At 40.4% G+C, this 26,541-nt stretch carries 22 protein-coding genes and 1 pseudogene; 17 read left to right on the plus strand and 6 right to left on the minus strand.

The genetic code is table 11. From position 1 onward, the window contains the following. Window positions 1-12 precede the first annotated feature (12 nt). The 8 genes and pseudogenes from dnaJ to H5186_RS07500 all read left to right on the plus strand — a co-directional run bounded on the left by dnaJ (window position 13) and on the right by H5186_RS07500 (window position 13,332). On the plus strand, window positions 13-1,155 hold the full coding sequence (dnaJ, locus tag H5186_RS07465) for a molecular chaperone DnaJ (RefSeq protein ID WP_145236090.1): 1,143 nt from the start codon (window positions 13-15) through the stop codon (window positions 1,153-1,155). A gap of 337 nt (window positions 1,156-1,492) precedes the next feature. Then, the gene (locus H5186_RS07470; RefSeq protein WP_149980124.1) at window positions 1,493-1,726 is read left to right on the plus strand and encodes a FeoA family protein; all 234 of its coding nucleotides are present in this window, start codon (window positions 1,493-1,495) and stop codon (window positions 1,724-1,726) included. Further along, window positions 1,723-4,044 carry a Fe(2+) transporter permease subunit FeoB gene (gene feoB, locus H5186_RS07475; RefSeq protein ID WP_182740079.1) on the plus strand — a complete coding sequence of 774 codons (2,322 nt, stop codon included), beginning with the start codon at window positions 1,723-1,725 and terminating at the stop codon, window positions 4,042-4,044. Before H5186_RS07470 ends, feoB begins: the two co-directional genes overlap by 4 nt. A gap of 84 nt (window positions 4,045-4,128) precedes the next feature. Beyond that, a complete protein-coding gene (gene ybaK, locus H5186_RS07480) occupies window positions 4,129-4,590 on the plus strand; it encodes a Cys-tRNA(Pro) deacylase (RefSeq protein WP_145236081.1) in 462 nt (153 codons plus the stop codon). Between the two features lie 309 nt (window positions 4,591-4,899). Continuing rightward, entirely contained in the window at window positions 4,900-7,155 is a 2,256-nt protein-coding gene (locus H5186_RS07485; protein ID WP_145236077.1) for an acyl-CoA dehydrogenase, read from the plus strand. A 223-nt stretch (window positions 7,156-7,378) separates the two neighbouring features. Beyond that, complete coding sequence (locus H5186_RS07490; protein WP_182794284.1) at window positions 7,379-9,481, plus strand: TonB-dependent siderophore receptor; 2,103 nt, start codon at window positions 7,379-7,381, stop codon at window positions 9,479-9,481. 870 nt (window positions 9,482-10,351) lie between these two features. Continuing rightward, window positions 10,352-11,620, plus strand: a pseudogene (locus H5186_RS23015) (FMN-binding glutamate synthase family protein). Further along, window positions 11,620-13,332 carry a thiamine pyrophosphate-dependent enzyme gene (locus tag H5186_RS07500; protein WP_182794285.1) on the plus strand — a complete coding sequence of 571 codons (1,713 nt, stop codon included), beginning with the start codon at window positions 11,620-11,622 and terminating at the stop codon, window positions 13,330-13,332. Before H5186_RS23015 ends, H5186_RS07500 begins: the two are co-directional and overlap by 1 nt. A gap of 292 nt (window positions 13,333-13,624) precedes the next feature. On the opposite strand, the gene H5186_RS07505 is transcribed toward H5186_RS07500, so the two are convergent. Further along, window positions 13,625-13,801 carry a DUF6435 family protein gene (locus tag H5186_RS07505; RefSeq protein ID WP_182718721.1) on the minus strand — a complete coding sequence of 59 codons (177 nt, stop codon included), beginning with the start codon at window positions 13,799-13,801 and terminating at the stop codon, window positions 13,625-13,627. A 193-nt stretch (window positions 13,802-13,994) separates the two neighbouring features. Between H5186_RS07505 and H5186_RS07510 the strand changes: the two genes are divergently transcribed. Continuing rightward, the gene (locus H5186_RS07510) at window positions 13,995-14,945 is read left to right on the plus strand and encodes an oxidoreductase family protein (protein WP_182718722.1); all 951 of its coding nucleotides are present in this window, start codon (window positions 13,995-13,997) and stop codon (window positions 14,943-14,945) included. 1 nt (window position 14,946) lies between these two features. Next, the gene (locus H5186_RS07515; protein WP_182718723.1) at window positions 14,947-15,918 is read left to right on the plus strand and encodes a Gfo/Idh/MocA family protein; all 972 of its coding nucleotides are present in this window, start codon (window positions 14,947-14,949) and stop codon (window positions 15,916-15,918) included. A gap of 1 nt (window position 15,919) precedes the next feature. Here H5186_RS07515 and H5186_RS07520 read toward each other — a convergent pair whose 3' ends face one another. Next, on the minus strand, window positions 15,920-16,762 hold the full coding sequence (locus H5186_RS07520) for an ABC transporter substrate-binding protein (protein WP_182718724.1): 843 nt from the start codon (window positions 16,760-16,762) through the stop codon (window positions 15,920-15,922). A gap of 201 nt (window positions 16,763-16,963) precedes the next feature. Here H5186_RS07520 and upp point away from each other — a divergent pair, with 201 nt between their 5' ends. The 5 genes from upp to H5186_RS07545 all read left to right on the plus strand — a co-directional run bounded on the left by upp (window position 16,964) and on the right by H5186_RS07545 (window position 23,774). Beyond that, window positions 16,964-17,593 (plus strand): uracil phosphoribosyltransferase, encoded by a 630-nt coding sequence (upp, locus tag H5186_RS07525; RefSeq protein ID WP_145236059.1) that lies wholly within the window; start codon window positions 16,964-16,966, stop codon window positions 17,591-17,593. A 2-nt stretch (window positions 17,594-17,595) separates the two neighbouring features. Continuing rightward, complete coding sequence (locus tag H5186_RS07530; RefSeq protein ID WP_182718725.1) at window positions 17,596-18,828, plus strand: uracil-xanthine permease family protein; 1,233 nt, start codon at window positions 17,596-17,598, stop codon at window positions 18,826-18,828. A 149-nt stretch (window positions 18,829-18,977) separates the two neighbouring features. Further along, entirely contained in the window at window positions 18,978-20,720 is a 1,743-nt protein-coding gene (locus H5186_RS07535) for an HAD-IIB family hydrolase (protein WP_182767591.1), read from the plus strand. Further along, window positions 20,713-21,933, plus strand: a complete 1,221-nt coding sequence (locus H5186_RS07540) for a glycosyl transferase (RefSeq protein WP_149980138.1) — start codon at window positions 20,713-20,715, stop codon at window positions 21,931-21,933. Before H5186_RS07535 ends, H5186_RS07540 begins: the two co-directional genes overlap by 8 nt. 68 nt (window positions 21,934-22,001) lie before the next feature. Beyond that, entirely contained in the window at window positions 22,002-23,774 is a 1,773-nt protein-coding gene (locus tag H5186_RS07545) for a sugar phosphorylase (RefSeq protein ID WP_182718727.1), read from the plus strand. Window positions 23,775-23,836: 62 nt separating this feature from the next. Here H5186_RS07545 and H5186_RS07550 read toward each other — a convergent pair whose 3' ends face one another. Then, window positions 23,837-24,136 carry a hypothetical protein gene (locus H5186_RS07550; RefSeq protein ID WP_182794286.1) on the minus strand — a complete coding sequence of 100 codons (300 nt, stop codon included), beginning with the start codon at window positions 24,134-24,136 and terminating at the stop codon, window positions 23,837-23,839. Further along, window positions 24,133-24,906: a substrate-binding domain-containing protein gene (locus tag H5186_RS07555; protein ID WP_182794287.1), complete on the minus strand. Its 774-nt coding sequence runs from the start codon at window positions 24,904-24,906 to the stop codon at window positions 24,133-24,135. The genes H5186_RS07550 and H5186_RS07555 overlap by 4 nt, the downstream gene beginning before the upstream one ends. Before the next feature lie 149 nt (window positions 24,907-25,055). On the opposite strand from H5186_RS07555, the gene H5186_RS07560 reads away from it, so the two are divergent. Next, entirely contained in the window at window positions 25,056-25,445 is a 390-nt protein-coding gene (locus H5186_RS07560; RefSeq protein WP_182718730.1) for a cytochrome b562, read from the plus strand. Window positions 25,446-25,517: 72 nt separating this feature from the next. Here H5186_RS07560 and ykgO read toward each other — a convergent pair whose 3' ends face one another. After that, window positions 25,518-25,661, minus strand: coding sequence for a type B 50S ribosomal protein L36 (gene ykgO / locus H5186_RS07565; protein WP_149980141.1), 144 nt, complete (start codon window positions 25,659-25,661; stop codon window positions 25,518-25,520). Window positions 25,662-25,663: 2 nt separating this feature from the next. Next, complete coding sequence (locus H5186_RS07570) at window positions 25,664-25,915, minus strand: type B 50S ribosomal protein L31 (protein WP_145236032.1); 252 nt, start codon at window positions 25,913-25,915, stop codon at window positions 25,664-25,666. A 224-nt stretch (window positions 25,916-26,139) separates the two neighbouring features. Here H5186_RS07570 and H5186_RS07575 point away from each other — a divergent pair, with 224 nt between their 5' ends. After that, on the plus strand, window positions 26,140-26,427 hold the full coding sequence (locus H5186_RS07575; RefSeq protein ID WP_182740086.1) for a hypothetical protein: 288 nt from the start codon (window positions 26,140-26,142) through the stop codon (window positions 26,425-26,427). Window positions 26,428-26,541 lie beyond the last annotated feature (114 nt).

Genomic DNA, 26,541 nt, shown 5'->3' on the forward strand with positions numbered 1-26,541 from the left:
AGTGTGATAGATATGTCAAAACGCGATTATTATGAAGTCCTTGGAGTGGCAAAAGACGCCAGCGAAAGAGACGTAAAAAAAGCGTATAAACGCTTAGCGATGAAATATCATCCAGATCGTACCGCAGGCGATAAAGAACTTGAAACTAAATTCAAGGAAGTAAAAGAAGCTTACGAGATCCTCACTGACAGTCAAAAACGTCAAATGTATGATCAATACGGCCATGCTGCGTTTGAACAAGGCGGTGGCGGTGGTGGTCATGGCGGCTTTGGTGGCGGCCATGGTGACTTTGGTGATGTATTTGGTGACGTGTTTGGTGATATTTTTGGAGGCGGTGGTGGCCGTCGTCAATCGCGTCAGCAACGAGGTTCAGACCTACGTTACAACATGGACTTAAGCTTAGAAGAAGCGGTTCGTGGTAAAGAAGTAGAAATTAAAGTACCTACGTGGGTGAGCTGTGAGCCGTGTGACGGCAGCGGTGCAAAAGCGGGTTCTAAACCGAAAACATGTACGACTTGTCATGGTGCAGGCCAAGTGCAAATGCGCCAAGGTTTTTTTGCTGTGCAACAAACCTGTCCAACCTGTCAGGGCACTGGTCAGATAATTTCTGATCCATGTAATAGCTGTCATGGTCAAGGCCGTGTGGAAAAAACCAAAACATTATCGGTTAAAATCCCAGCCGGGGTTGATACTGGCGACCGCATTCGTTTATCTGGCGAAGGTGAAGCAGGGGTACATGGTGCACCCGCTGGTGACTTGTATGTGCAGGTATCGGTACGTGAACACCGTATCTTTGAGCGTGATGGTAATAACCTATATTGTGAAGTGCCGATTGGGTTTACAACGGCTGCTCTTGGTGGCGAAATTGAAGTACCGACTTTAGATGGTCGTGCTAAATTGAAGATCCCAGCTGAGAGTCAAACGGGCAAAATGTTCCGTATGCGCGGTAAAGGTGTTAAGTCTGTCCGTAGTGGCGCAGTTGGTGACTTGATCTGTAAAGTGGTAATAGAAACACCCGTTAAGTTAAATGAACGCCAACGCGAGTTATTGCAAGAGCTTGAGCAAAGCATGGGTAAGGATGGTTCTAAAAACCGTCCAAAAGAAAAAGGCTTTTTTGATGGTGTAAAAAAGTTCTTTGATGATTTAACTAAGTAATCACTCATTACTTACAAAATGGCGCTAATTAGCGCCATTTTTTATTGGCTAACAAAAGCTTATTAATCTGACAAAAATAAGCGCTTTGTTGACAACCACGCAGTAATACATATTCATAATGCTACCTTTACACAGCGATTAGGCTCGTTAATCACCTGTCACTTAACGGCTATTTTATCTTATCAAATGAAATTTCGGCCCCTACCTATATGGGTAATTAAATGCCATTGCTGCTTTATTTTGCATTACTTATCGATATGATAATTAGTCTCACTTGCATGATTGAATAATCGGCGTAAAATCAGCGCCATTGATGTATTAAATGAAATGAGATGGCATGTTAACGTTAGACGAATTAGTAATTGGCCAACATGGCTCTGTTGTAAGCATCGATCCTAATGCGAGTTTGTTGCGCCAGAAATTACTTGCAATGGGTTTAACGCCAGGCGCTCCTGTCCACGTATTACGCTTTTCTCCATTTGGCGATCCGATGATTGTCAAAGTTCGCGGTACCGTTCTTAGTCTTCGTAAATCCGAGGCAAAATCAATTAATTTGGAACTCGCAGTATGAATCCAAACATTGCCGTAATAGGTAACCCAAACTGTGGTAAAACTACACTATTCAACGCTTTAACCGGTAGCAAACAGAAAGTAGGTAACTGGTCAGGGGTGACCATCGATAAGAAAATTGGTCAATTTAAAGTGGCTGATCAGACTGTCGACTTGGTTGATTTGCCCGGCACTTATTCTTTAGATGTAAATGCACAAACCCCTTTAGATGAAAAAATTGCGCGTGATTATGCACTCAGTGGTGAATCACAACTGATCATCAATATTCTTGATGCATCAAATCTTGAACGCAATTTATACCTCACCGCTCAGCTGCTTGAGATGAAAGTACCTTTACTCGTCGTGCTAAATATGGTCGATGTGGCAAAACGAAATGGTTTAGTAACGGATCCAAAGGCGCTAGAAAAGCGACTTGGATGCCCTGTGATTGCCTTAAGTGCAAATAATAAAACAGACATTACTGGTTTAAAAGAGTTTATTGCACAAGGGCTTAAACTTAAAAAAGTATCAATGCATATCCCTAGTTATGAGCAAAAAATAACGCAAGCGGCCAACAACATTGCAGCCAGTTTTACTGCCAATAATAAACCGATAGAAAACATCGACACTGATTGGTTGTCATTGCGGTTATTAGAGCAAGATGAAAGCTGTTTTGGCTATGCTGATAAACAAACACTGGCAGTGGCAAAAGCTGAATTTGAACAGTTTGCCGATCACCATGAACTTGATGTGCTTTTTGCCAATGGTCGTTATGAGTTTGCCCATCAACTGGCTGAACTTGCTCAAAATACTAAAGGCATCGCCTCTGAAACCATTAGTGATAAAATAGATGCGGTAGTGATCAATCGTTTTTTAGGGATCCCAATATTTTTAGGGATCATGTATTTAATGTTTACTGTTGCGGTAAATGTAGGCGGCGCATTTATAGACTTTTTCGATATTGCTGTAGGTGCGATTTTAGTCGATGGCTTTGGTGAAATATTAACTTCATTAGGCGCACCTGATTGGCTACGCGCATTGCTTGCGGACGGTATAGGTGGTGGTATTCAGCTTGTTGCCACCTTTATCCCGGTGATTGGCTTTTTATACTTTTGTTTAGCCTTTATTGAAGATTCAGGTTATATGGCGCGTGCTGCTTTTATCATGGATAGATTAATGCGCGCCATTGGTTTACCGGGTAAAGCGTTTGTGCCTTTAATTGTTGGCTTTGGCTGTAACGTGCCATCAGTAATGGCAACTCGTACTTTAGAAACCCATAAAGATCGCTTACTGACTATTGCCATGTCACCATTTATGTCATGTGGCGCGCGCTTAAGTGTGTATGCCTTGTTTGTCGCTGCCTTTTTTACCACTAATGGCCAAAACTTAGTATTTGCACTGTATATTTTAGGTATTGTTATGGCGGTATTAACCGGTTTGGTACTTAAAAATACCTTGTTTAGTCCAACGCTTACCCCGTTTATTCTCGAATTACCTGCGTATCATATGCCAACGGCAAAAGGCGTACTTTACAAAGCATGGGAGCGCTTAAAAAGCTTTTGTATGCGCGCCGGTAAAACTATAATTGTGGTGTTTGTTATTTTAAAAATATTAAGCTCCATAGGTACTGATTTTACTTTTGGCAATGACAACACAGATAAATCGATGCTCAGTGAAATTTCAAAAATTGCAACACCGGTGTTTGCTCCTATCGGGGTAGAGCAAGATAATTGGCCTGCAACTGTCGGTATTTTTACTGGCGTATTTGCTAAAGAGGCAGTAGTTGGCACTTTAGATAGTTTATATTCAAATTTAGATGGCGTAGCGGCTGTGAATGAAGAGCCAGTTAATGTCATCGATAAAGTGGCTGAAGCATTCGCGAGTATTCCTGCAAACCTAATAGACGTATTTGGTAATTTACTCGATCCACTGGGTTTAAATGTCACTAATGTGAGCGATCAAAGTAGTGCGGCCATTGATCAAGAAGTGAATGTATCGACCTTCGCAACCATGGAAAACCTATTTAGCAGTCAACTTGCTGCATTCAGTTACTTAGTTTTTGTATTGCTTTATACACCGTGTGTGGCGGTGATGGGCGCTATGTACCGAGAAGCTGGAATGAAATGGATGCTATTTGTTGCAATTTGGTCAACAGGGCTTGCTTACATCACAGCCTCTGTGGTGTATCAAGTGGGTAACTTTAAGCAATCTCCGATGTTTTCGGCATTTTGGTTACTCGGGTGCGCTGTCGTTATTGCATTGGCAATAAGCTCTATGCGTATTTATGGTAATAAAATGGCTGCAAAGAGTCGTTTAATCCCTGTTGTTAATATTATTTAGCCAGTATATATAGTTTAAAAAAGAGTACCTTGGTACTCTTTTTTTGTTAATTTTAAAGCAGTTAACAATTCAATGGAGTTAGTCATGACGCCAGCCACACAATTATTAAAAAAACACAAGGCCACTTTTGAGCTGCTCAGTTATGAGCATAACTCAAGTACACATAGCTTTGGTTTAGAAGCTGTTGAAAAGTTAAATCTAGCCGCTGAGCAGGTTTTCAAAACCTTAGTATTTGAAACCAATGAATTGCAGTTAGTAGTGGCAATTACGCCTGTGAGTCAACAAGTTAACTTAAAGCTCTTAGCAAAAGCATGTGGTGTTAAAAAAGTACATATGGCCGCTGCACAAAAGGTAGAAAATAGCACCGGATATATTCTTGGTGGCGTAAGTCCATTAGGGCAAAAAAAACGCTTAGCAACTTACCTTCATAGTAGCGCAAAGCAGTTTGATATTATTTATGTAAGCGCTGGTAAACGCGGCCTTGAAATTGCACTTGATCCCAATACATTAATAAAACTGTGTAATGGCAAATTAGCTGACTTTTAGTGGTGATTTACAGTGTTAGTTAACAGTCGATAAGCTAACAGTAATACCTTGCACAAACTTTAACATATGTTTATTTTCCCTCATTTTTTTCTATTGTTATTGAGGTTTAATTATTTTAGCGTTTTTTAGTAAAAAAAAATCAACTAAATACTTTTCAGCGTACAAGTGTTAGCTCTTTTTATTCAATGGCTTAGATAGCCTAAAAATAAATAAATTGAAAAAACTGTTAAAAAATTGCTTAGAGTAATTGATCTAAACCATTTTTTATGACGTAATGTAGGTATTATTGTCTGGTCGGATGAGTTGATTATGAGTTTACGTACAAAATTAAAAAAAGTATTACCAAGTATTTCTATCACTGAACAAGAAGCCCTTGATGCGGGTGATGTGTGGTTAGAAGGCTCTATTTACCAAGGTAAGCCTGACTTCAACGCACTTCGCGCAGTCCCTGCTGCTGTATTGAGCGCAGATGAACAAGCATTTATCGACGGCCCATTACAAGAGCTATTGGGTATGATCGACGATACAGAAATTCAAAATGGCATTCATTTACCTGAATACATTTTAGATTTTCTGAAAAAGGAACGTTTCTTTTCACTTATCATTCCTAAATCATTCGGTGGTTTAGAGTTTAGCCCTTACGCAAACTCAACTATCGTTGGCACAATCGCCACTAAAAGTTCTGCTGTTGCAGTAACCGTTATGGTTCCTAACTCGTTAGGCCCTGGTGAGTTACTACTGCACTTTGGTACTAAAGAGCAGCAAGCACATTATTTACCACGCCTAGCCAATGGCCGTGACATTCCATGTTTTGCACTCACTAGCCCAGAGGCTGGTTCTGATGCCGGTGGCATTCCAGATTTAGGCACAGTGACTAAAGGCATGTATAACGGCGAAGAAGTTCTTGGCCTTGAGATCACTTGGGACAAGCGTTATATCACCCTTGCGCCAATTGCCACCGTACTTGGTTTAGCATTTAAAGTGGTTGATCCAAATGGCTTGCTAGGTGGTAAAGAAAACCTCGGTATTACGTGTGCACTTATTCCAAAAGAGCACCCAGGTGTTGAACTTGGTAATCGCCATGATCCAATGGGGATTCGTTTTTACAACGGCACTACGCGTGGCAACAAAGTATTTGTGCCAATGGACTTCATTATTGGTGGGCAAAAGAACATCGGCCGTGGCTGGCAAATGTTGGTTAGCTGTTTAGGTGCTGGCCGAGGTATTTCATTACCTGCATTAGGTGTTAGTTCATCTCAGGTAGCATTTAAAGGTGCCTCTGAATACGCTGCGGTACGTGAGCAATTTGGCTTAGCAATCGGTCAGTTTGAAGGTATTCAAGAAAAACTCGCTGATATTGCTGGTAAAACATACCTGCAAGAAGCAATGCGTGTACTTACAACCGAAGGTTTAGGCATGGGCTTAAAGCCATCGGTTGTGACTGCAATTGCAAAATATCATATGACTGAAATTGGTCGCGACGTGCTTGACTCAGCAATGGATATTCAAGCTGGTAAAGCAATTCAGAACGGCCCGCAAAATACGTTAGCAAGCGGCTATGTTGCACAGCCAATTGCCATCACGGTTGAAGGCGCCAACATTCTTACACGTAACTTGATGATCTTTGGTCAAGGTGTAATGCGTTGTCACCCATATTTACAATCGATGGTTGAATCAATCCACAGCGAAGATAAAAACGCAGATAAAGAATTTAACCGCATTCTACGTAAAACAGTCGGTTATAGCGTAGCAAACAGTTTACGTGCATTTCGTTTAGGCGTATTACCATTTACAGCAGGTGCTAATTCACCACTTCCAGAAGTACGTGAATATGAAAAAGCAGCTCATAAATTATCAGCTAAATTAGCAGTATATGCAGATTTTTCGTTACTGGTACTCGGCGGAAAACTTAAACAAGCGGAAATGCTATCAGCCCGTTTAGGCGATGTAATGAGCTTCTTATATGCGGCAATGGCATCAATTAAATATTATGAGCAAAAAGTGGCAAGCAGTGAACGCGAGCAAGCAGCGCCATATTTCCACTACGCAACACGTTTTGCATTACAAAGCGCCGAACAAGCATTGCATAAGTTTTTAGACAACTTCCCTGCAAGTGGCACACGTAAGTTTATGCGTTTTATTACCATGAACTATTCGACTAAAATGCCAAAAATTAGCGATGACTTAATTCGCGAATTAGCTACACAAGCGCAACTTGACACGGCATTTAAAAAGCAAATCACACACTTAGTTAAACCTATTGAAGGTGATGGACATTACATTAACGAGCAAGCGTATAAAGCGAAAATGGGCTGTTTAGATTTACTCGCAAAAGTGAAAAAAGCCTTGCGTGCTAAAACAATCAAACCAGGTATTCGTTTTGCACTTACTCTTGATAATGCACTTGTAGCAAATGTAATCACTGAAGAAGAATACGCTAAACTGATTGATTACAACAAAAAACGTGAACGCGCAATTCGTGTTGATGAGTTTGATTTTGATATGAACTTATTAGACGAAAATGCAAAACCGATAAACCCACTGAAAAGTGTTGTTAATCAGTAATATTTTTTAATTCAACAATGTAAGCGCCTGCAGTATAGGCGCTTTTTTTGTGCTAAAAAAACTTAGAATCCATATTTATTCGTTAATAAGACAAGTGTTATTCCGCCGGCACAGTAATATGTTATTCAATTGTAAGTCTATAGGTTGTAAAACTTTATGATTGTATTTGTTGTTAAAAAACGTTAATCTAAGTGCAAATTGTTTTTATTTGACTTGAGGGTCCATGTTTAATCCAACTATTTCTTACATCTCTATGGCAGTTACATTAGCAATGTCGAGTGTAGCTTTTGCAAATGAGCAAGGCACAGAAGAAGCAAATATCGAAAAAATCTCTGTGCTAGGGCAACGGTTAGAATATAATACCAGCGCTACAGGCTTAATGCTTTCAGTGCAACAAACTCCTCAGTCTATCTCTGTAATTGATGCGCAAGCAATTCAAGACTTTGCACTAGATAATGTTGCAGATGTCGTGGGAATGGCTGCGGGGATCAATGTTCAAAAAGCAGAAACCAGCCGTTTTTTCTTTAGCGCACGTGGTAATCCCGTTACCAATTTTCAGTATGATGGCTTACCGGTTTTTTACAATAGCTTTTTTTCAGAAGCAGTATCAGATTCCATTCTTTTTGAGCGTGTGGAAGTAGTTAGAGGCGCCACTGGCTTACTCTCTGGAGCAGGTGAACCTTCAGCGGCAATCAATTTGATCCGTAAAAAAGCAGGTTTTGAACAACAAGGTTACGTTACTGCGAAAGTTGGTTCATGGCAAAATGTTAGACTTGAAGGTGATTTTAACACGCCACTCAATAGCGATGGCAGTATTCGTGGCCGTGTAGCTGCGAGTATTGATCAAGGTGAAAGCCATGTTGATTTAGCTGAAAAAGATAATCTTCAACTTTATACAACCGTGGGTTTTGATTTAGGCGCGAATACTGAGATGAACATCGGAATAGAGCATGCGAAACGTAGGCCTAAAGGCTCTACATGGGGTGCATTACCTTTATTTTATGCAGATGGCTCCTCTGCTGATGATTTAGCTATATCAAGTACAACGGCAGCAAACTGGACCTATTGGGACCGCGATAATACCAGTGCCTTTGTTAATTTAGCGCATAGCTTTACAAATGGGTGGCAGTTGAGAGCAGAATACGAACGCCGAGATGATAAAATGGATGGCAAACTATTATACTTAAGCGGGCATCCTGATCGAGACACTGGGCTTGGTATGAGTGGTTCGTCAATGATTTATCAAAGTGATCGTACTTTGGATAGTGCGCGCATATACGCAGATGGTCCTTTTGAGTTGTTTTCTCGAGAGCACCGCTTGATTGTTGGGGCTAACTTAAGTGATCAGCATGTCACTTCTGATTCATTTTATGCTATCAGTGGTGATCCCGTTGGAAACTTTTTACAGTGGGATGGCAGTGTATCTGAACCTACTTATGCAGATACCGCTATTACCGGAAAAAATAACGAACAGCAGGTTGGGGCGTATATTGCTACACAACTGAGTATAACGGATAAACTAACCCTTGTTCTAGGTAACCGCTTTAGTCGCTATGATTATGAAAATGATATAGACAGTGCTGATAATTACAAACAAACGGGCATTAACACTCCTTATGCGGGACTAGTGTTCTCACCTGTACCTACGGTATCAATTTATACAAGCTACACTGAAATTTTCCAGCCACAAAATGCAAAAGACAAAAATGATCAACGTCTTGATCCTGTAGAGGGTAGCAACTTAGAGGCAGGCGTAAAAAGTACTTGGCTTGATGAACGATTACTTGTTACTGCTGCCGTATTTAAGGTCGAAAAAGATAATGTAGCAGTACTAGACCCTTCATTCACTGAACCATTGCCTGATGGTAGCTTTCCATATATCGGGAAAAAAGGTACGCAGAGTAAAGGTTTTGAGGTGGAAGTTTCAGGACAAGTGACTGATTCATTTAATGCTAATTTCAGCTACGCACATACCAAATCTGAAGATGAAAATGGTGATCCTTTTGCAACACATAACCCAGAGCACTTAGTTAAACTGTCTGGAATGTATGATTATAATGAGGCGTTCAAATTTGGTGTAAATGCACATTGGCAAAATGAAATCTATAATGAAAATGTTGGCCCTAATAATGCCTATCGTGCAGAGCAGGCAAGTTATTGGCTGGTTAATATGATGGCGCGTTACAAGTTTACAGATCAGTTTAGCGGTCAAATGAATATCAACAACGTATTTGATAAAAAGTACTACTCCAGTATTGATTTTTATAACCAAGGCTTCTTTGGCGCACCCCGTAATATTGAAGCTTCAGTAAGGTATCAGTTTTAACCACTCTCTATTTATCATAGCTTACCCCGCAAGTTAAAGCGGGTAAGCTATTCCTTCTTAGGTAGTTTACTTGATTAGATCTAATCACTTTTTGTACTTAAAGTGAGTGGGCAATGTCATTGTTGCCAAACACCAATGTAATGCAAAAAGCCATAAACTTGCGAATGAAAGTAAATCAAAGCCGACTATTTTTTAGTACCTTCAGCTCCTAGCATACACGTTTACAATATCACCAACATCTAGCTACAGAGTTTATTCGTGTCGCTTTGCGATGAGATTTATTGATTAATCTTTATATGTAAACTCGCCAAACGAGTAAGATAAAATTTTTTGTTGATTATTTAAGGTGGTGTTCAGAAGGTAAATGATAGGGTAAAAATAAGTTATTTACTAAGTAAGCTGTACTCGCACCTAGGAATAGTGTGTTTGCTGTTTTCATTAAAATAGACAAAGGATTATAGTCTCATGAAGTAAGTCATGTCTTTTTTTCATTTAGTACTACGATCTTTTCTACCTATTTGCGCGGCGATAACAGCCTTGTTTCTAATCATTTTTGACTCATATAATTATTGGACACTCAGTTTAATTATTATACTTGCACTTTTATCCTTTCTTGGCGTTAGAGACCGCTTTCAAAAGAGTAATACACTTTTGAGAAATTACCCTGTAATTGCATGGGTGCGCCATATTTTTTATGATTTGCGTCCATTTTTGCGTCAATACATTGTAGAAGATGATTTAGAAGGGACGCCATATAGTTTTGCTGCGCGTAATCTTATTTATAATCGGGCTCAGGGTAAAAGTGACACACAGCCGCTGGGCACTGAGCGAAATGTCCGTGAAGATGGTTATACATGGGTGTGCCACTCAATGGCACCAAGCGCAGAGCCTGATAAAAAACCACGTGTCACGATTGGTAATGAGCAGTCTAGCCAACCCTATAATGCATCTTTATTAAATATTTCGGCCATGAGCTTCGGTGCTTTATCTGGGCGAGCGATAGAGGCTTTAAATAAGGGCGCTTCAATTGGTGGATTTTATCATGACACCGGTGAAGGAGGGCTTAGCAAATATCATAAAAAACACGGTGGCGATACTGTATGGGGACTCGGCACTGGCTATTTTGGTTGTCGTGATAAACAGGGTCGTTTTGATCCCAAGCAATTTGCTGACCAAGCGCAAATCGAACAAGTAAAAATGACTGAAATTAAGCTAAGCCAAGGTGCAAAGCCGGGTCATGGTAGCATGTTGCCAGGCTCTAAAGTAACCCAAGAAATAGCCAACGCGCGACAAGTGCCTATTCATCAAGATTGCTTGTCTCCCTCAGGGCATTCTGCATTTTCAACCCCGATTGAGCTTCTGGAATTTGCGCAAAATATGCGTCAGTTATCAGGCAATAAACCCGTAGGTCTGAAGCTCTGTGTTGGCATGCCTCATGAAGTGATGGCATTAGGCAAAGCAATGTTAAGTACAGGGATTTATCCTGATTTTATCGTTGTAGATGGTGCCGAAGGCGGCACCGGGGCAGCTCCTAGTGAACTGTCTGATTGGGTTGGTATGCCTTTAGAAGATGGTCTCGTAATGATGCAAAATATGTTAGTGGGCACAGGGCTCAGAAAACATATTAAGTTAGGTGCCAGCGGTAAAATTTATAATGGTATGGGAATGGCAAAGCACATTGCTTTAGGAGCTGACTAGTGTAATGCGGCGCGTGCATTTATGTTTTCGATTGGTTGCGTTCAGGCGCGGCGTTGTGACAAGGGAACTTGTCCTACAGGCATTGCAACACAAGATCCGCAACGTCAACGCTCCTTAGATATTGATATACAATCTGAACGGGCTGCTCGCTTTCATGCCAAAACTCTCTCAGCACTGGCTGAAATTGTAGGCTCAAGTGGTGTTATTCACCCAAGCGAGCTTAACCCGCATCAAATTATTACCCGTGTTAACGCTGCTCAATCTAAGTCGATTATTGATATTCACCCGCTTTTGCCTGCAAATAGCTTGCTTGACGCACCTAAAGATACAGCCTATGGCGATTGGTGGGAGGCGGCTTCACCGGATACATTCAAACCCATTAAAGACATAACACAAGCGATGGGAAAAACTTTATCAGCACATAATAGAGGGCATTATTAATGAGTATTACAGTTTCCGAAGTAATTGCTGACACGCTAATAAAAGCGGGTGCAAAACGTTGTTATGGTATTGTGGGTGATACAATTAACCACTTTACTAATGCAATCAGTAAAACGTCTCTAGAGTGGATCAATGTTCGACATGAAGAAGTGGGGGCATTCGCTGCTGGCAGTGAAGCATATATGACTAGGCAATTAGCTGTGTGTGCCGGCACCTGTGGTCCTGGAAGCTTGCATTTTGTTAATGGTATTTTTGAAAGCCATCGTAACGGATCGCCAGTTGTACTCATTGCTTCAAATGTAGATAGCTCTGAAGAAGGCATGGGGTTTCCACAGGAATTAGACCAAACTAAGATATACGATCAGTGCTCCGTTTTTTGCCAGCGTATTAATCATCCTAGTCAAGCAAGACGGATCGTTGCCCAAGCGGCCCAAGCTGCGTTAACTCATCAAGGTGTCGCGGTGGTTGTAGTGAATGGCGATATATTTAAAAATAAAATTGAAGATGATATCGCTTGGTCGGTACACCAACCACAGCCGTTAATTCGTCCAAATGACGCAGATTTAAACACCTTGGCGGGTATGATCCATAGTGCAAAGCGGATCACGATTTATGCGGGGATTGGCGCACGTGAATCACATGACCAACTAGTTGCGCTTGCTGATAAAATAAAAGCACCTATTGCACACAGCTCTCGTTCAAAAGAGTTTGTTGAACCTAATAATCCGTTTAATGTAGGTATGACAGGTATACTAGGTAATTTGGCTGGCATGCAAGCAATGGATGACTGTGATCTATTGCTATGTTTAGGCTCTGACTTCGCCTATACCCAGTTTTATCCGAAAAATGCACAAATTGTTCAAGTTGATACACAGGCGAAACATTTAGGAAGACGTACACCTATCGATTTGGGGTTGGTGGGTGATGTAGCCAATACAATTGAGGCATTACTGCCTTTACTTGAACAGCGCTCTGATGATTCTCATCTAAATAATGCACTAGAGCAGTGGCACAAGGACAAAAAAGAGTATGCAGGAAAAGCAAGGCATGAGAGTGAGCTCATTCACCCTCAGTATCTAACGCAATTACTCAGTGATAAAGCCGATAGAAATGCCATATTTACCGCTGATGGTGGGAGTCCGATGGTCTGGTTACTACGCCATTTAGAGGCTACAGGCGAGCGTCGATTCTTAACAAGCCTACTGCATGGAACAATGGCAAATGCGTATCCCCAAGCGCTAGGTATTGCAAATGCATACCCACATCGGCAAGTGATTGCGATGTGTGGTGATGGTGGTTTAACAATGTTAATGGGGGATTTGCTGACACTAGTACAAGAGCAAATCCCAGTGAAATTATTGGTTTTCAATAACGAATCCCTTGGATTTGTTGAAATGGAACAACGGGTTGAAGGTCTACTAGATAACTATACGAGTCTGCATAACCCAAATTTTGCTTCATTAGCTGAACAAATTGGTCTGCAGGGGTGGCAAGTCGATACTCCAGAGCGACTCCCAGATACGATGCAAGCTTGGTTAGATCATAAAGGACCTGCATTATTAGAAGTTAAAGTTAATCGCATGGAATTAGTAATGCCTCCTAAAATAGAGGCTAACCAAGTTGCTTCTACTGCCTTATTTGGAGTAAAAGCCGTTCTTAATGGTCGCTCAGATGAAGTGATTTCATTAATCCGAGATAACTTTATTAAGTAACAACGCCTTTTAAAATGGGAGGTATTACGATACCTCCGGTTTTTACTCATAGTGCCTCAACGTTTCTCGCTATGTTAATAAAATTATTCCTTCCCTAACAAGCGCTAGGATGCTCTTTGTGTTCAGGTCATTCAATCTAGCCCAGCACCATTAGGTGTCAGGATAAGTAGTTGAAATAGTGAGGGTGAGTTTGTGTAAAGGGCTGATTTGTATGAATTGACTCAACCACGATTCTCGGGGCTCAATAAAAAGCCCCATTTCATAATTTTAGACTGCGGGCTAAATATTATATTTACTTGTTTTGTTTTTCTATTTCTATTATTTGTTTGTCTATTTGATCTGCTTCAAAGGAAAGTTCTGAGTATTTGCGTATATCGCCATTACGTTGGGCATGCATTGCTTGTTCTAGTTTTATAGAAAGCTGCTTATGTAACTTTTTAGTTGGGTCTTTCTTAAAGAATGAAAACATATATTACTCGTTTAATAACTGGTGCAGATTGATACGTTTCAATCAATGCATTGGTTTACATTATGTTGAAATAGTAAGCTGGCAAAAGATAATGATTGCTAACATGTAGTTAAGTAGTGAGCTGTGTTGCCTGTAAGCGCTTTAATCTTAAAATGTTTATGTCATACTAGGTGTTTTATGAATATTGGTGCGTATGTCTTTTTATCTGCCATTAATTGGTCTTCATTATAAAAATATTAAAATCACTGAAACAATCACTGCTTTATGGAGTGGCTGTGGTGAAATAGTGCGTTGTCGTTTAGACGGTAAAGCCTGCGTCATTAAAGCGATTAGTGTGCCCGATCACATAAATCATCCGCGAATTTCGCAAACTGAGTTTGCAATTAACCGAAAGCGTCACTCTTATGAAGTCGAATTTTATTGGTATCAGCATTATGCGACGCGATTACCATCTAGAGCAGGTGCTTTAAGGTGTTTTAATGCCATAGAACATGAGCAGCACAAAGTCTTAGTGTTTGCTGATTTTACAGAGTGTGGCTTTGTAAACGCAAAACCAATCCATACACATGTTACAGCCATTATTAAGTGGTTGGCGTATTTTCATGCTTTTCATTTTCAAGTCAAAGCTGATGGCTTATGGCCGCAGGGGAGTTATTGGCATTTAGCCACTCGGCCAGACGAGTATGAAAAAATGGCAGATTGTGCTATCAAGCAACAAGCACACAGCATCGATCAAACTATTCGGGCATGTCAGTATCAAACGCTTATTCATGGTGATGCAAAACTTGCGAACTTCGCTGTTAATAGTTCGACTATGGAAGTTTTAGGATATGACTTTCAATATGTTGGCGCTGGAGTAGGTGTTATTGACGTTATGTACTTTTTGGGTAGTTGTTTAAATGAACAGCAATTACAACAAAGAGCTGATGATTACTTAGCCGATTACTTTAAATATTTTGCCAACGCCATGCACATATTTGATAAAAGCGCATATAGCCATGCTGCTATTAACGAATGGCAAACCTTATGGCCAGTTGTATGGGCTGACTTTTACCGATTTTTAATGGGCTGGAGTCCAGAACACGTAAAAATTAATGCTTATATGCAATATCAAATTACAAAAACAAATTTTGGGGTAACGTAGAATGACGAAACAGATCCGTTGGGGAATGATTGGCTGTGGCGCTGTAACCGAGGTGAAAAGTGGCCCTGCGTATAAAAATACGAAAGGTTTTGTGTTGCAAGGCGTTACTCGACGAGATACCGCACTCGCTGAAGATTACGCAAAACGCCATAACGTGCCTATGGTATTTAAAACGGCCGATGAATTGATCGTAAGTTCTGATATTGATGCCGTGTATATCGCAACGCCTCCAGATAGCCATATGGAGCTTGCGCTAAAAGTTGCTGCTGCGGGCAAACCATGTTGTATTGAAAAACCACTGGCGCCTACATTGGCTCACAGTGAAGTTATTCTTGAAGCTTTCAGCAGTAAAAATGTTCCCTTGTTCGTCGCGTATTATCGACGTTCTTTACCGCGCTTTAATAAAGTAAAAAGCCTGATTGACACGGGCGAAATCGGCCAGGTGCGACATATTAATTGGCACTTAAGTAAAGCCTCCAGCGAGCAAGATAGATCAGGTGTTTACAATTGGCGTACCGATAAAACTATCGCACCAGGAGGTTATTTTGATGATTTAGCCAGCCATGGTCTCGATTTATTTGGTTACTTATTTGGTGATTATGAACAAGTGAAAGGACTGGCGACAAACCAGCAAAACTTATATGGCGCTTTTGATGCAATCACTGCGTGTTGGCAGCATAAAAACGGTATTACCGGCTCAGGAAGTTGGAACTTTGGTGGTTTTTCTCGTTTTGATGTTGTTACTTTATACGGTGAAAAGGGCGAGATCAGCTTTAGCGTATTTGATGAGCAAGCAATTACGGTTATTAACGAAAGTGGTCAGCAACAACTGAGCATTGAAAACCCGCCTCATGTTCAACAATATCATGTGCAAAATATGGCCTCGTCATTATTTGAAAATATTACACATCCGTCAACAGGTCATTCGGCCGCACATACTAGTTGGGTGATGGAGCAAATTTTAAACAACTAAATCAGCGTGCAGGTATTGCTACGTTAAAAGCATCTTGTAATGCGTGTAATATCAGCGCCTGCTCCGGCGGTGCAAATATTTGTGTGTGACTACTAATGATTATTTTCTGGATTTCAGGCGTTTGTAATGCTTGATCAAATAATGCAATCACTTGCTTTCCTTGTTCTGACTGCGAGCATGCAATATAGCCAAACACTGTTTGATTCGTGTCGTCTAGGCTGAGATAGCGGATATTTTCTGTGCTTGGATCTGTACCGTGACGAGAAGTAAACACCGATCTGTATTCAATAACGGCATCGAACTTATTTTGAAATAGCATTTGACTAAGGCGATAAGCACCTGTTGTGCCGCCTAAGCTCATAAATGATTTAGGATGCTTGGTAATATAATTATCTATTTCGTGACCATATGAACGCCCTGAAGCAATGCCGATGGTGAGATTATATTTATTTACCGCATCATTTAAACTAATATTTTCAGGCAGTTCTGGATGATTATACACCACTAAGCGGTTGGCCGGAAAAGCCATAATTGGGGAGGTACTAAATAATGCATTTTCAAGGCGATCAGGTGTTTTGACTTTATTGTACAAACACACATCTTTCATTGCATGCAATTGTTGCCACTCCCTTAATCTACTCGCTGTGATAAAGTTTAACGCGATTGCACCATTGAGCTGCTTTTCAATATCGAGCAAAAATTGAGTGGCTATGTTAAATGGATCATCATTTTCCTGTGATGCAAAGTCGGTCATCATTTGCACCTTTAATGGTTTTTTAGCCATCGCTAATGAAGGCATTATTGCTAAAATACCAATCAAGAGCCCAATAACAAACTTTGACATAAAACCTATGTGAGCAAATTATTCATAGCTATTATTATAGTGTAGTTGCGTTGAAAATGACAATTATCGGATTAAATGAGATAAAGCGCTGTATTAGGAACATAAAATAATTTTTTTATTGCACTGATCATGCTTTTTTAAAGTCTGATGGAATTTTTTAAGCTAAAATAAGCGCAATTTATTTTTCTTTTAGGCGCTATTATGACTATTCATGTAATTAACCACCCACTTGTTCAACATAAACTTGGCCTTATGCGAGAATATGGCATTAGTACTAAGAGTTTCCGTGAGCTTTCGTCTGAAGTGGGTACATTATTAACCTATGAAGCGACTAAAAACCTGCCACTGGAAAAAGTAACAATTACCAGTTGGGATGGTAATCAATTAGATGTTGAACACATCAAAGGTAAAAAAATTACTGTTGTGCCAATTTTACGTGCTGGCCTTGGCATGATGGATGGTGTTATGCAGTTACTGCCTGCTGCAAAAGTCAGTGTTGTGGGCCTGCAACGTAATGAAGAAACATTAGAACCAATTCCTTACTTTGAAAAGTTAGTAGGCAAAATTGATGAGCGCTTGAGCCTCGTTATTGATCCAATGCTCGCAACTGGGGGCTCGATGATTGCGACTATCGATATGCTGAAAAAAGCGGGTTGTAAAGAAATTAAAGTGATTGTATTGGTTGCCGCACCTGAAGGGGTTGAAAAAACCCTTGCAGCTCATCCTGATGTAGAGATTTTTACCGCATCATTAGACAGCCACTTAAATGAGAAAGGCTATATAATTCCTGGTCTTGGTGATGCTGGCGATAAAATTTTTGGTACTGTCTAACAGTGGATAACTCTACCTTTTCAATCAAAACAATTTTAACTGGGGCGCAAATGTTATTTGTCGCCTTTGGTGCCTTGGTGTTAGTTCCTTTATTAACGGGGCTTGATCCAAATGTGGCACTTTTTACGGCTGGTATTGGTACCTTGCTGTTCCATTTGGTAACTAAAGGTCAGGTGCCGATATTTTTAGCTTCATCATTTGCGTTTATCGCCCCTATTATTGCCTGCGTGCAGCTATGGGGTGTGCCTGCCACAATGGGGGGCTTAATGGCTGCAGGCGGGGCTTATATGTTGTTAAGTCTATTAGTGAAATTAAAAGGTGTAGCTACCCTGCATAAAATATTACCACCAGTTGTGGTCGGTCCGGTGATCATGGTAATTGGTTTAGCACTGGCACCTGTTGCAGTTAATATGGCAATGGGTAAAAGCGGCGATGGTTCAATTCAGTTGATTGCGTACGAGCAAGCCATTTGGGTGGCGGCATTTTCGTTGTTAGTGACGCTAATTTTCGCGGTATGGGGCAAAGGTGTATTTAAGCTGATCCCTATCTTAGCTGGAGTCATCGCAGGTTACAGTTTATCGCTATATTTAGGGATCGTGCAATTTGATGCTGTTACTAATGCACCGTGGTTTGCAATGCCAGCTTTTACTTGGCCTGAGTTTAAATGGCAAGCGGTGTTATTTATGGTGCCGGTGGCAATAGCCCCCGCTATTGAACATATTGGCGATATGATGGCGATTAGCCAAGTCACCAATAAAGACTATTTGAAAAAACCGGGCTTACATCGCACCTTGTTTGGTGATGGATTAGCTACTACTGCAGCGTCTATATTCGGCGGGCCACCTAATACCACCTATTCAGAGGTCACCGGTGCAGTGATGCTTACGCGTAACTTTAATCCTAAAGTGATGATGTGGACTGCCATTATCGCCATTATTTTAGCGTTTGTGGCTAAAATGGGCGCTGGTTTGCAAACCATACCAGTACCTGTGATGGGGGGGATCATGATTTTGCTGTTTGGCTCAATTGCTGTGGTGGGTTTAAATTCGTTAGTGAAAAGTGGAGAAGACTTAACGGCTCCACGTAACCTCAGTATTGTGGCACTCATTTTAGTGTGTGGCATTGGTGGTATGCATATCGGTGGCAACGAATTTAGCTTACAAGGCGTGAGCCTATGCGCTATTTTAGGCATAGTGCTTAATTTAGTGTTACCAAAGGCTGATAAGCCAACGTAATATTTTGCACATTCAGCTAATGATTTGCACCAAAATAGCGCATTTAATATGCGCTATTTTTTTAACTAACTAAAAAATATAAAGTTATAAAACTGGTCTAGTAACTGCATTTACCTCATTAACAGTGTCATACTGATCAGGAGCGTTTAATGCAAGAGACAAATATTGTGGATATCACCCCATTTTTAGCAAAACATCAGCTGCCACTCAAATATCAGTATTTGAGTGAACAGTATTTCGTCCCACTCGCTGAAGATATTCTCCACAGCAAACCAACTGATGGTCCAATGCTGGTGGCAATCAATGGTTGCCAAGGCTCAGGTAAAACGACATTAGCAGATTTTTTAGTTACTTGGATCAATTGTAATACAGCGTTTAATAGTATTGCGATGTCGATTGATGATTTTTATCACAGCCACGCGCATCGTCAACAATTAAGTAAAGATGTACATCCGTTATTTGCAACGCGTGGTGTGCCAGGTACCCATGATACAGCACTTATGCAGCAGACTTTTACCGCGTTACTTGCAGGTGAAGTAGGGGTGCCTTTGCCACAGTTTGATAAACAAACCGATGATCCAGTTACGCAAGCGTTATGGCCTACTAATAAACAGCCTGTTGATATCATTTTTTTTGAAGGTTGGTGTGTTGGTAGCATAGCGCAACAACCTTATCAATTACATCAATCAGTTAATCAATTAGAACAATACGAGGATCCTGAAGGTATTTGGCGACGCTGTGTAAACAGTTGTTTAGCGAATGAATACCAAGATATTTTTGCAATGATTGATTATACCGTGATGCTAAAAGCACCGTCATTTGCCGATGTATATGGGTGGCGATTAGAGCAAGAGCAAAAATTACTGTCGCATAAAGGACGAGGCCAAGGAACGTTCGATGAGCAACAATTAGTGCGATTTATTTCTCATTTTGAACGTATTACGCGAGAAAATTTAACTCAGTTACCAGAGCAGGCCGATGCATTACTGAGCCTAGATAAAGTACGTGATATTAGTGCCATGAAGCTTCGCGCTGATGATGTTGCAATGCCACTTATTTTCACTGATTTAGACGGTACGTTACTTGATCATAACGATTACCAATGTACTGAGATTGCTCCGTTTTTAAGCCAATTGAGTCGCGCAGGTATCGCTGTAGTTTTTAATACCAGCAAAACGTTTGCAGAGGTAATCGCACTGCAAAAATCACTTGGGTTAAACCAGCCGTTTATTATTGAAAATGGCGGGGCTGTATATATCCCAAAAAATTATTTTTCATTAAAACCAATTGGCTGCGAAGAGCTGGATGAACACTGGCGTTATGCGCTTTCGCCAACCAATAAGCAGTTGTACAGTGAATTACTTGAATACGGTAGCGAGTTTAGTGCTTATTACCGTTTGTTCAGTCAATTATCAGCGCAAGAAGTCAGTCAGATAACAGACTTGAGCCTAGCACAAAGCGAACTTGCCCGTATTCGTGAATATTCAGATCCGCTTTTTTGGCAAGGCACAGAGCAACAGCTACTTGACTTTTTAGAAGCAATAAAACCGCTTGGTTATGAAGTGTTAATAGGCGGGCGTTTTATTCATTTAAATCGCAGTACCAATAAAGGTAAAGCGCAAAACTGGTTAGTAGAGCAATTTAAAAAACATTGTCGTCATGCTTTCACTACTATTGCACTGGGTGATAGCCAAAATGATATGGCGATGTTGGATGCCGCAGATATCGCGATTTTAATTAATAATCCTGCCAGTAAAGCCAAGGCAAAATTATCCCACAAACCATGGCGTGTTAGTGAACACCCAGCCCCACAAGGTTGGCTCGATGAAGTAGCAGATCTAAGTGTTATCAAAGCGCAATTAGCGTCTAAACAGGAGCAATCACATGGCTGATTTTTACCAAAATGGCATCATAACAACATTACATAATATTGCCGACCGTCCGCTGGCTGATCTAGAAGCTGAACTCGTTAGCTTTTCAAAACAACGGCCAATGGGCTTGATTTTACCCTCGCTGTACAGTGAACTTGAGGGCTCTGCATTACAAAATATTGTGCAAGAATTGAAACATGTTCCTTATTTGTCGCAAATTACGATTGGCTTAGACAGGGCCGATGAGAGTCAGTATCGTCATGCATTACAATTTTTTGCAGAGCTTGACCAACATCACCGCGTGCTTTGGAACGAAGGGCCACGTTTGCAAGCACTCGATAAAGAGTTGCAAGCGTTAGGCGTCGCGCCGCGTGAACTCGGCAAAGGCCGTAATGTGTGGTACTGCATGGGTTATAAATTGGCAACGGCAAAAGTTGAGTCAATAGCACTGCATGATTGTGATATTTTAACTTATGACCGTAGTTTATTAGCGCGATTAATTTATCCAGTTGCTCACCCGCGCTTTAACTATGAATTTTGTAAAGGCTTTTACCCTCGTACTGCTGATGGCAAGATCAATGGCCGTGTATCGCGTTTACTCGTTACTCCTTTATTGCGTTCATTTAAAACCATTTTAGGCAGCACTGACTACCTTGAATATATGGATTCATTTCGTTATCCGCTGGCGGGGGAATTTTCGTTTCGCCGTGATGTGCTCAACGATATTCGTATTCCTAGCGATTGGGGCTTAGAGATTGGCGTACTGTCTGAAATGTACCGTAACTACTCACACAATCGCTTGTGCCAAGTAGATATTGCAGATAACTATGATCATAAACACCAAGCGCTGTCACTGGATAATCAAGCGGCTGGCTTGTCAAAAATGTCGATAGATATCACCAAAGCGCTGTTTCGTAAGTTAGCCACGCAAGGAGTGACATTTACCACGGAAACCATTCGGTCACTTAAAGCAACTTATTATCGTATCGCACTGGATTTTATTGAAACTTATCATAACGATGCCATGATGAACGGCTTAAAACTCGATATTCATCAAGAAGAAAAAGCAGTAGAAATGTTTGCGCAAAACATTATGAACGCAGGTGAGCATTTTTTACAGTATCCAATGGAAGCGCCATTTGTACCCAGCTGGAACCGAGTTGCTTCAGCAATGCCAGATGTGTTTGCGCGTTTAGAAGAAGCAGTAGAGCTTGATAATAAAGAGTTTTCATAATAATACTTAAGCAGAGAAGTAATTACAGATAAATAATTAAAAATTAGTATAAACAACGGGGTAGGGTAATGAGTAAAGCGTTATTTGAACAACGGGTTGAACAGCACCTGACGAGTATATATGAGGGTGTTGACTTATGTATGAGTATTGATGCGCTTGCAAGCATGTTGATCACTACCATGTTAAGAGACGACCCGGTTCGAGACCCTACGCCGCATAAAAACCGCTGGGATCAGCAAGATGTAATTTTGATTGCTTATGGCGATTCAATTATGCGTTATCGCGATGCAGATCAAGCAGTTGCGGTACCGAGTGAACCACCGTTACATACCCTTCATCGGTTTATGAAAAACCAGTGTGCGGGAACGATTAACGCGTTGCATATATTACCTTTTTATCCTTATAGCTCTGATGAGGGCTTTTCGGTAATGAACTATGTACAAGTGAATGAATCTCTTGGTAGTTGGGATGATATTCAAGGAATAGCTCAAGATGTAAAGCTAATGGCTGATTTAGTGATCAACCACTGCTCTAGTCGCAGTCGTTGGTTTGAAAACTTTATTCAGGGCAAAGAGCCGGGGTTAAGCTACTTTAAAACAGCTAGCTTAAATGACGATCTATCTGACGTTGTGCGACCAAGAACATCACCGCTACTTAATACAGTGCAAACGGCACTAGGGGAGCGCCATGTTTGGTGCACATTTAGCCCAGATCAAGTTGACTTAGATTTTGCTAATCCATTAGTGCTTAATGAATTTGTAGGTATTATTCGCCATTACTTGGATAATGGTATAAAGATATTTCGCCTTGATGCTGTGGCTTTTTTATGGAAAGAACTTAATACTTCTTGCATTAATTTACCGCAAACACATGAAGTGATCAGATTACTGCGAACGCTAATAGAGCATGTGGAGCCAAGTGCAGTTATAATCACTGAAACAAACATTCCTAATCGTGAAAATTTATCTTACTTTGGTAATGCCAATGAGGCACATTGTATTTATAACTTTTCATTGCCGCCTTTGTTATTACATACCTTGCTCAGTGGTGACAGTAAAGCGCTCAAACATTGGATGATGAGCATGCCGCCAGCGCAAAATGGTACTGCCTACTTTAATTTTATAGCTTCTCACGATGGAATTGGCTTACGTCCTGTCGAAGGGTTGCTTGACGAGGATGAACTAGGGCAAATGGTCAATACGGTTAGTCGCTTTGGCGCAAAGGTGTCAATGCGCACAGCGAATAATGGCACCAGCTCACCCTATGAACTTAATATTGCGTTATTTGATGCCTTACAAGGCACTCATAAAGGCGTGGATAAGTGGGGCTTACAACGTTTTACCTGTGCTCATGCTATTATGTTTGCCCTCGAAGGCATTCCTGGGCTTTATATTCATAGTTTACTTGGTACCACCAATGATTATGAACGCTTTGAAAATAGCCAGCATAACCGCTGTATTAACCGTCATCGTTGGCAAGAGTCGGCACTACTTGAAAAGCTTGCCGATCAATCAAGTCATCATTATCACGTGTTTACTCAAATCAATAATTTACTGGCTATTCGTAAGCAGCAAGATGCTTTTCACCCTAATGCGACGCAATTTACCTTACATTTAACCGGTGCTTTATTTGGTTTTTGGCGTCAAAGTATAGACCGTAGGCAAAGTGTTTTTTGTGTTTATAACATTAGCGATGAGCCTCAGACTCTGCTATTAGCTGATCTGAACTTAATTGATACTGAGCAGTGGTTTGAACTTATTTCTGCTCAGGCAATAGAGCAGGGGCAACAAAGTATTGAACTTGCGCCTTATCAGCCGCTATGGCTATCGAATCGACAATAGTTAGCTATTTTACTGGAAAACGGCAGAGTTACTGTAAAGGGCTGTAAATCCCCTTTACAGTGTTATTTATTAAGGGCTTTGACGAGGTTATCTACTGTAAATGGCCTCGGATCTGAGGCAGTTTTACTAAATTGAGCAAAATCAATGTCGGCTAAATCAGTTTCATTTATGTGCTTTACAAGAGGTATGGTTTCAGTAGTAAGGTTACTGAATATGGATAAATATGAATGATTTAGGGGAACTCGAGTATTTTCATTATGATGATCAACTATATTAATAAGTGCATAGGCACCTAGTAACACACGGCCACCCAATGTTATATCCAACGCTTTGATACCTTTTGGTACAGAGTCCCAATTCATCCCACCAACAATGACCTTATGTGCACTTGTAATGCTCTTTTTGCACCAAACCCAATTGCATCATTGGCGCACCAAATAATATTGATCTCAGGAGCAAACTCCATAAACGCTAACGTTTTTATATAGCTTTCCTGTTCAGACCAATTGGCAACCTCTTTTCCAATAAAGTTAACATCTTCATGTTGCTCAACAAATTCAGTTAGGCCTGCAACACGTTCTACCGATGCAGGCGTTGTATAATCACCCATCAGAGCGAGTATATTAGCAGGTTGAGTTGATGTGGTTGTGTGTTTTATAAGTAACTGTTGTGCAAGAGCTTCCCCTGCAGCATAATTATCCGGTATGAGGCTGCCAATAATATTAACGCCAGCTCGTTTTAATGATATAAATTTTCCGATAGCAGGTCGGCTATATAAAAAATAAATAGGGATATTTCTGGTATTTAATTTTGCTAAGTATTTACTGACAACGCTTTTTTCATCTACCACAACTAAATAGTCAGGCTTGTCTTTAATTGCCTGCCTAATAAGTTCTTTCATTAAGATATGATTACGATTCGCGTATTTTATGTGCAAGTTTATATCTAAGTCATCCGCCGCATTTAGCATAATCTTAGATACTTTGAACCAAAAGTTACCCGTTGTGTTTATTTCATCTGATGAATCTGCAAAACCAGGATTTACAAAGGTAATGTTTAATTTGGCAAAGCTAGAAGGGCTAATTATTAAACACAACAAGAAAATCAGAAATTGTTTTTTTAATCTTCGCATTCGCTCTAAACCCAAAACACATCTCATCAACAAAAACGAATTCTAACACAAAATTAATTTTCACCACACTTAGAGTAAGGTTATATTCATAGCTGCTGGAGTGTATAATGATTTTTCATCTTTTTTGAGTTGTAACTGTTAGGATTATTATGAAAGTATTTCTGTGTCTTGTGGCACTGCTGTTTGTTCCGAGTTTATTTGCTAACGACGATTTAGATCTTGAAGCCAACATGAAGAATATGGGGCTTGCGTTCAAGCATACTGTTGAAGCAACACAACTACAGGAGTTTAATACCGCGATCGATGAATTTATGATATTGGTTAAGCGAAGTAAAACAGCCACTTTTCACAAAGAGGCTGAGCAGTCACTGCAAGGTTTAGATAAAGTGATCGCAAAAGCTGAACTTGCAAAAAAATTAGCGAATGAGCAAGGACTCGAAGCAGCCAAAGGACCGTTAAAAGCCATTGATGGGCTCCGTAAGCAATACCATAAACTGCATGAGCCACCAGGGTTTTGGGAGCTGTTGTTCGGTAAGTAGTGTTAGATTGTATTTAAGTTTAGCCTTAAAGACTGTACGCCTATATCAAGGTGTACAGTCTGTGATAGTTGTTTATTTTCTTCCTTTCTTTTTCATACCTTGCACTGCTTTAAAGCGTGGATTGTCTTTACAGATCACAAAAACGCGTCCTTTGCGTTTGACAATTTGACATCCCGGGCGGTTTTTAGCACTTTTCAATGAACTCAAGACTTTCATGATTATTTGCTCCCTAAGTTTTTAAAGCGGCGATTAAACGCAGCAACTCGACCATCTGTTGCAACAGATTTTTGCTTACCGGTATAAAATGGATGTGAGTCACTTGATACATCAATAGGTACGTAAGGGTATGTCTTGCCATCTAACTCAACGGTTCGATCAGTTTTAATTGTTGAACCAATAATAAAGTAGCTATCGGCGGCCGTGTCATGAAAAGCAACCGTTTGGTAATCAGGGTGAATATTAGGTTTCATAAATAGCCTTTTACTGGAAATTAATGTTATGTGATATTATCACTATAATTTATAGTAAATAAGAATTCTTTGCAAATACTATTTTTGAGTTGTTGGTAAAGTAGCTGATTTGATGTTTATTCACACAAACAAGTTAAAAAATCAGCAGTTGATTTAAAAAAACTAGCTATTGGGAATTAGCCTGTTATAAATAATAAGTAATCAAGAATAGGAGTCAGATTATTATGAGTGGATCAGCCCAGCAACAGCATAGTAGTGAACAAAGTCAGGAAATAGATCAGGGCGTCATGGAGACATTACGTAGTCGTGATCATAGTGTCCTAGCACAACAAATAGACCCATTAAGCTGCACCCATAATGACATTGTTGAATTGCTTGCACAGTATTTGGCATTAAGTGATCAAGACGATGATGAAATTTTTGATGCTTGGTTTGATGGCCTTAGTAAAGCGCAACATACGGTTTTAAAAGTATTTGAAGTATATCGCGGTCAGTTTGAGCATCAAGAGTAACTTTTACATATTGGATAAATTGGTTCAGAGTTAATCTTTATAAGGCAATTTGCATTTCTTGCTATTATAGCTGGTCCAAATGCTGCACAAACTCAGCTTGTTAGTAGGCAAGGT

It is taken from the genome of Pseudoalteromonas sp. SG41-2, assembly GCF_014164535.1.
Taxonomy (GTDB): Bacteria; Pseudomonadota; Gammaproteobacteria; order Enterobacterales; family Alteromonadaceae; genus Pseudoalteromonas; species Pseudoalteromonas rhizosphaerae.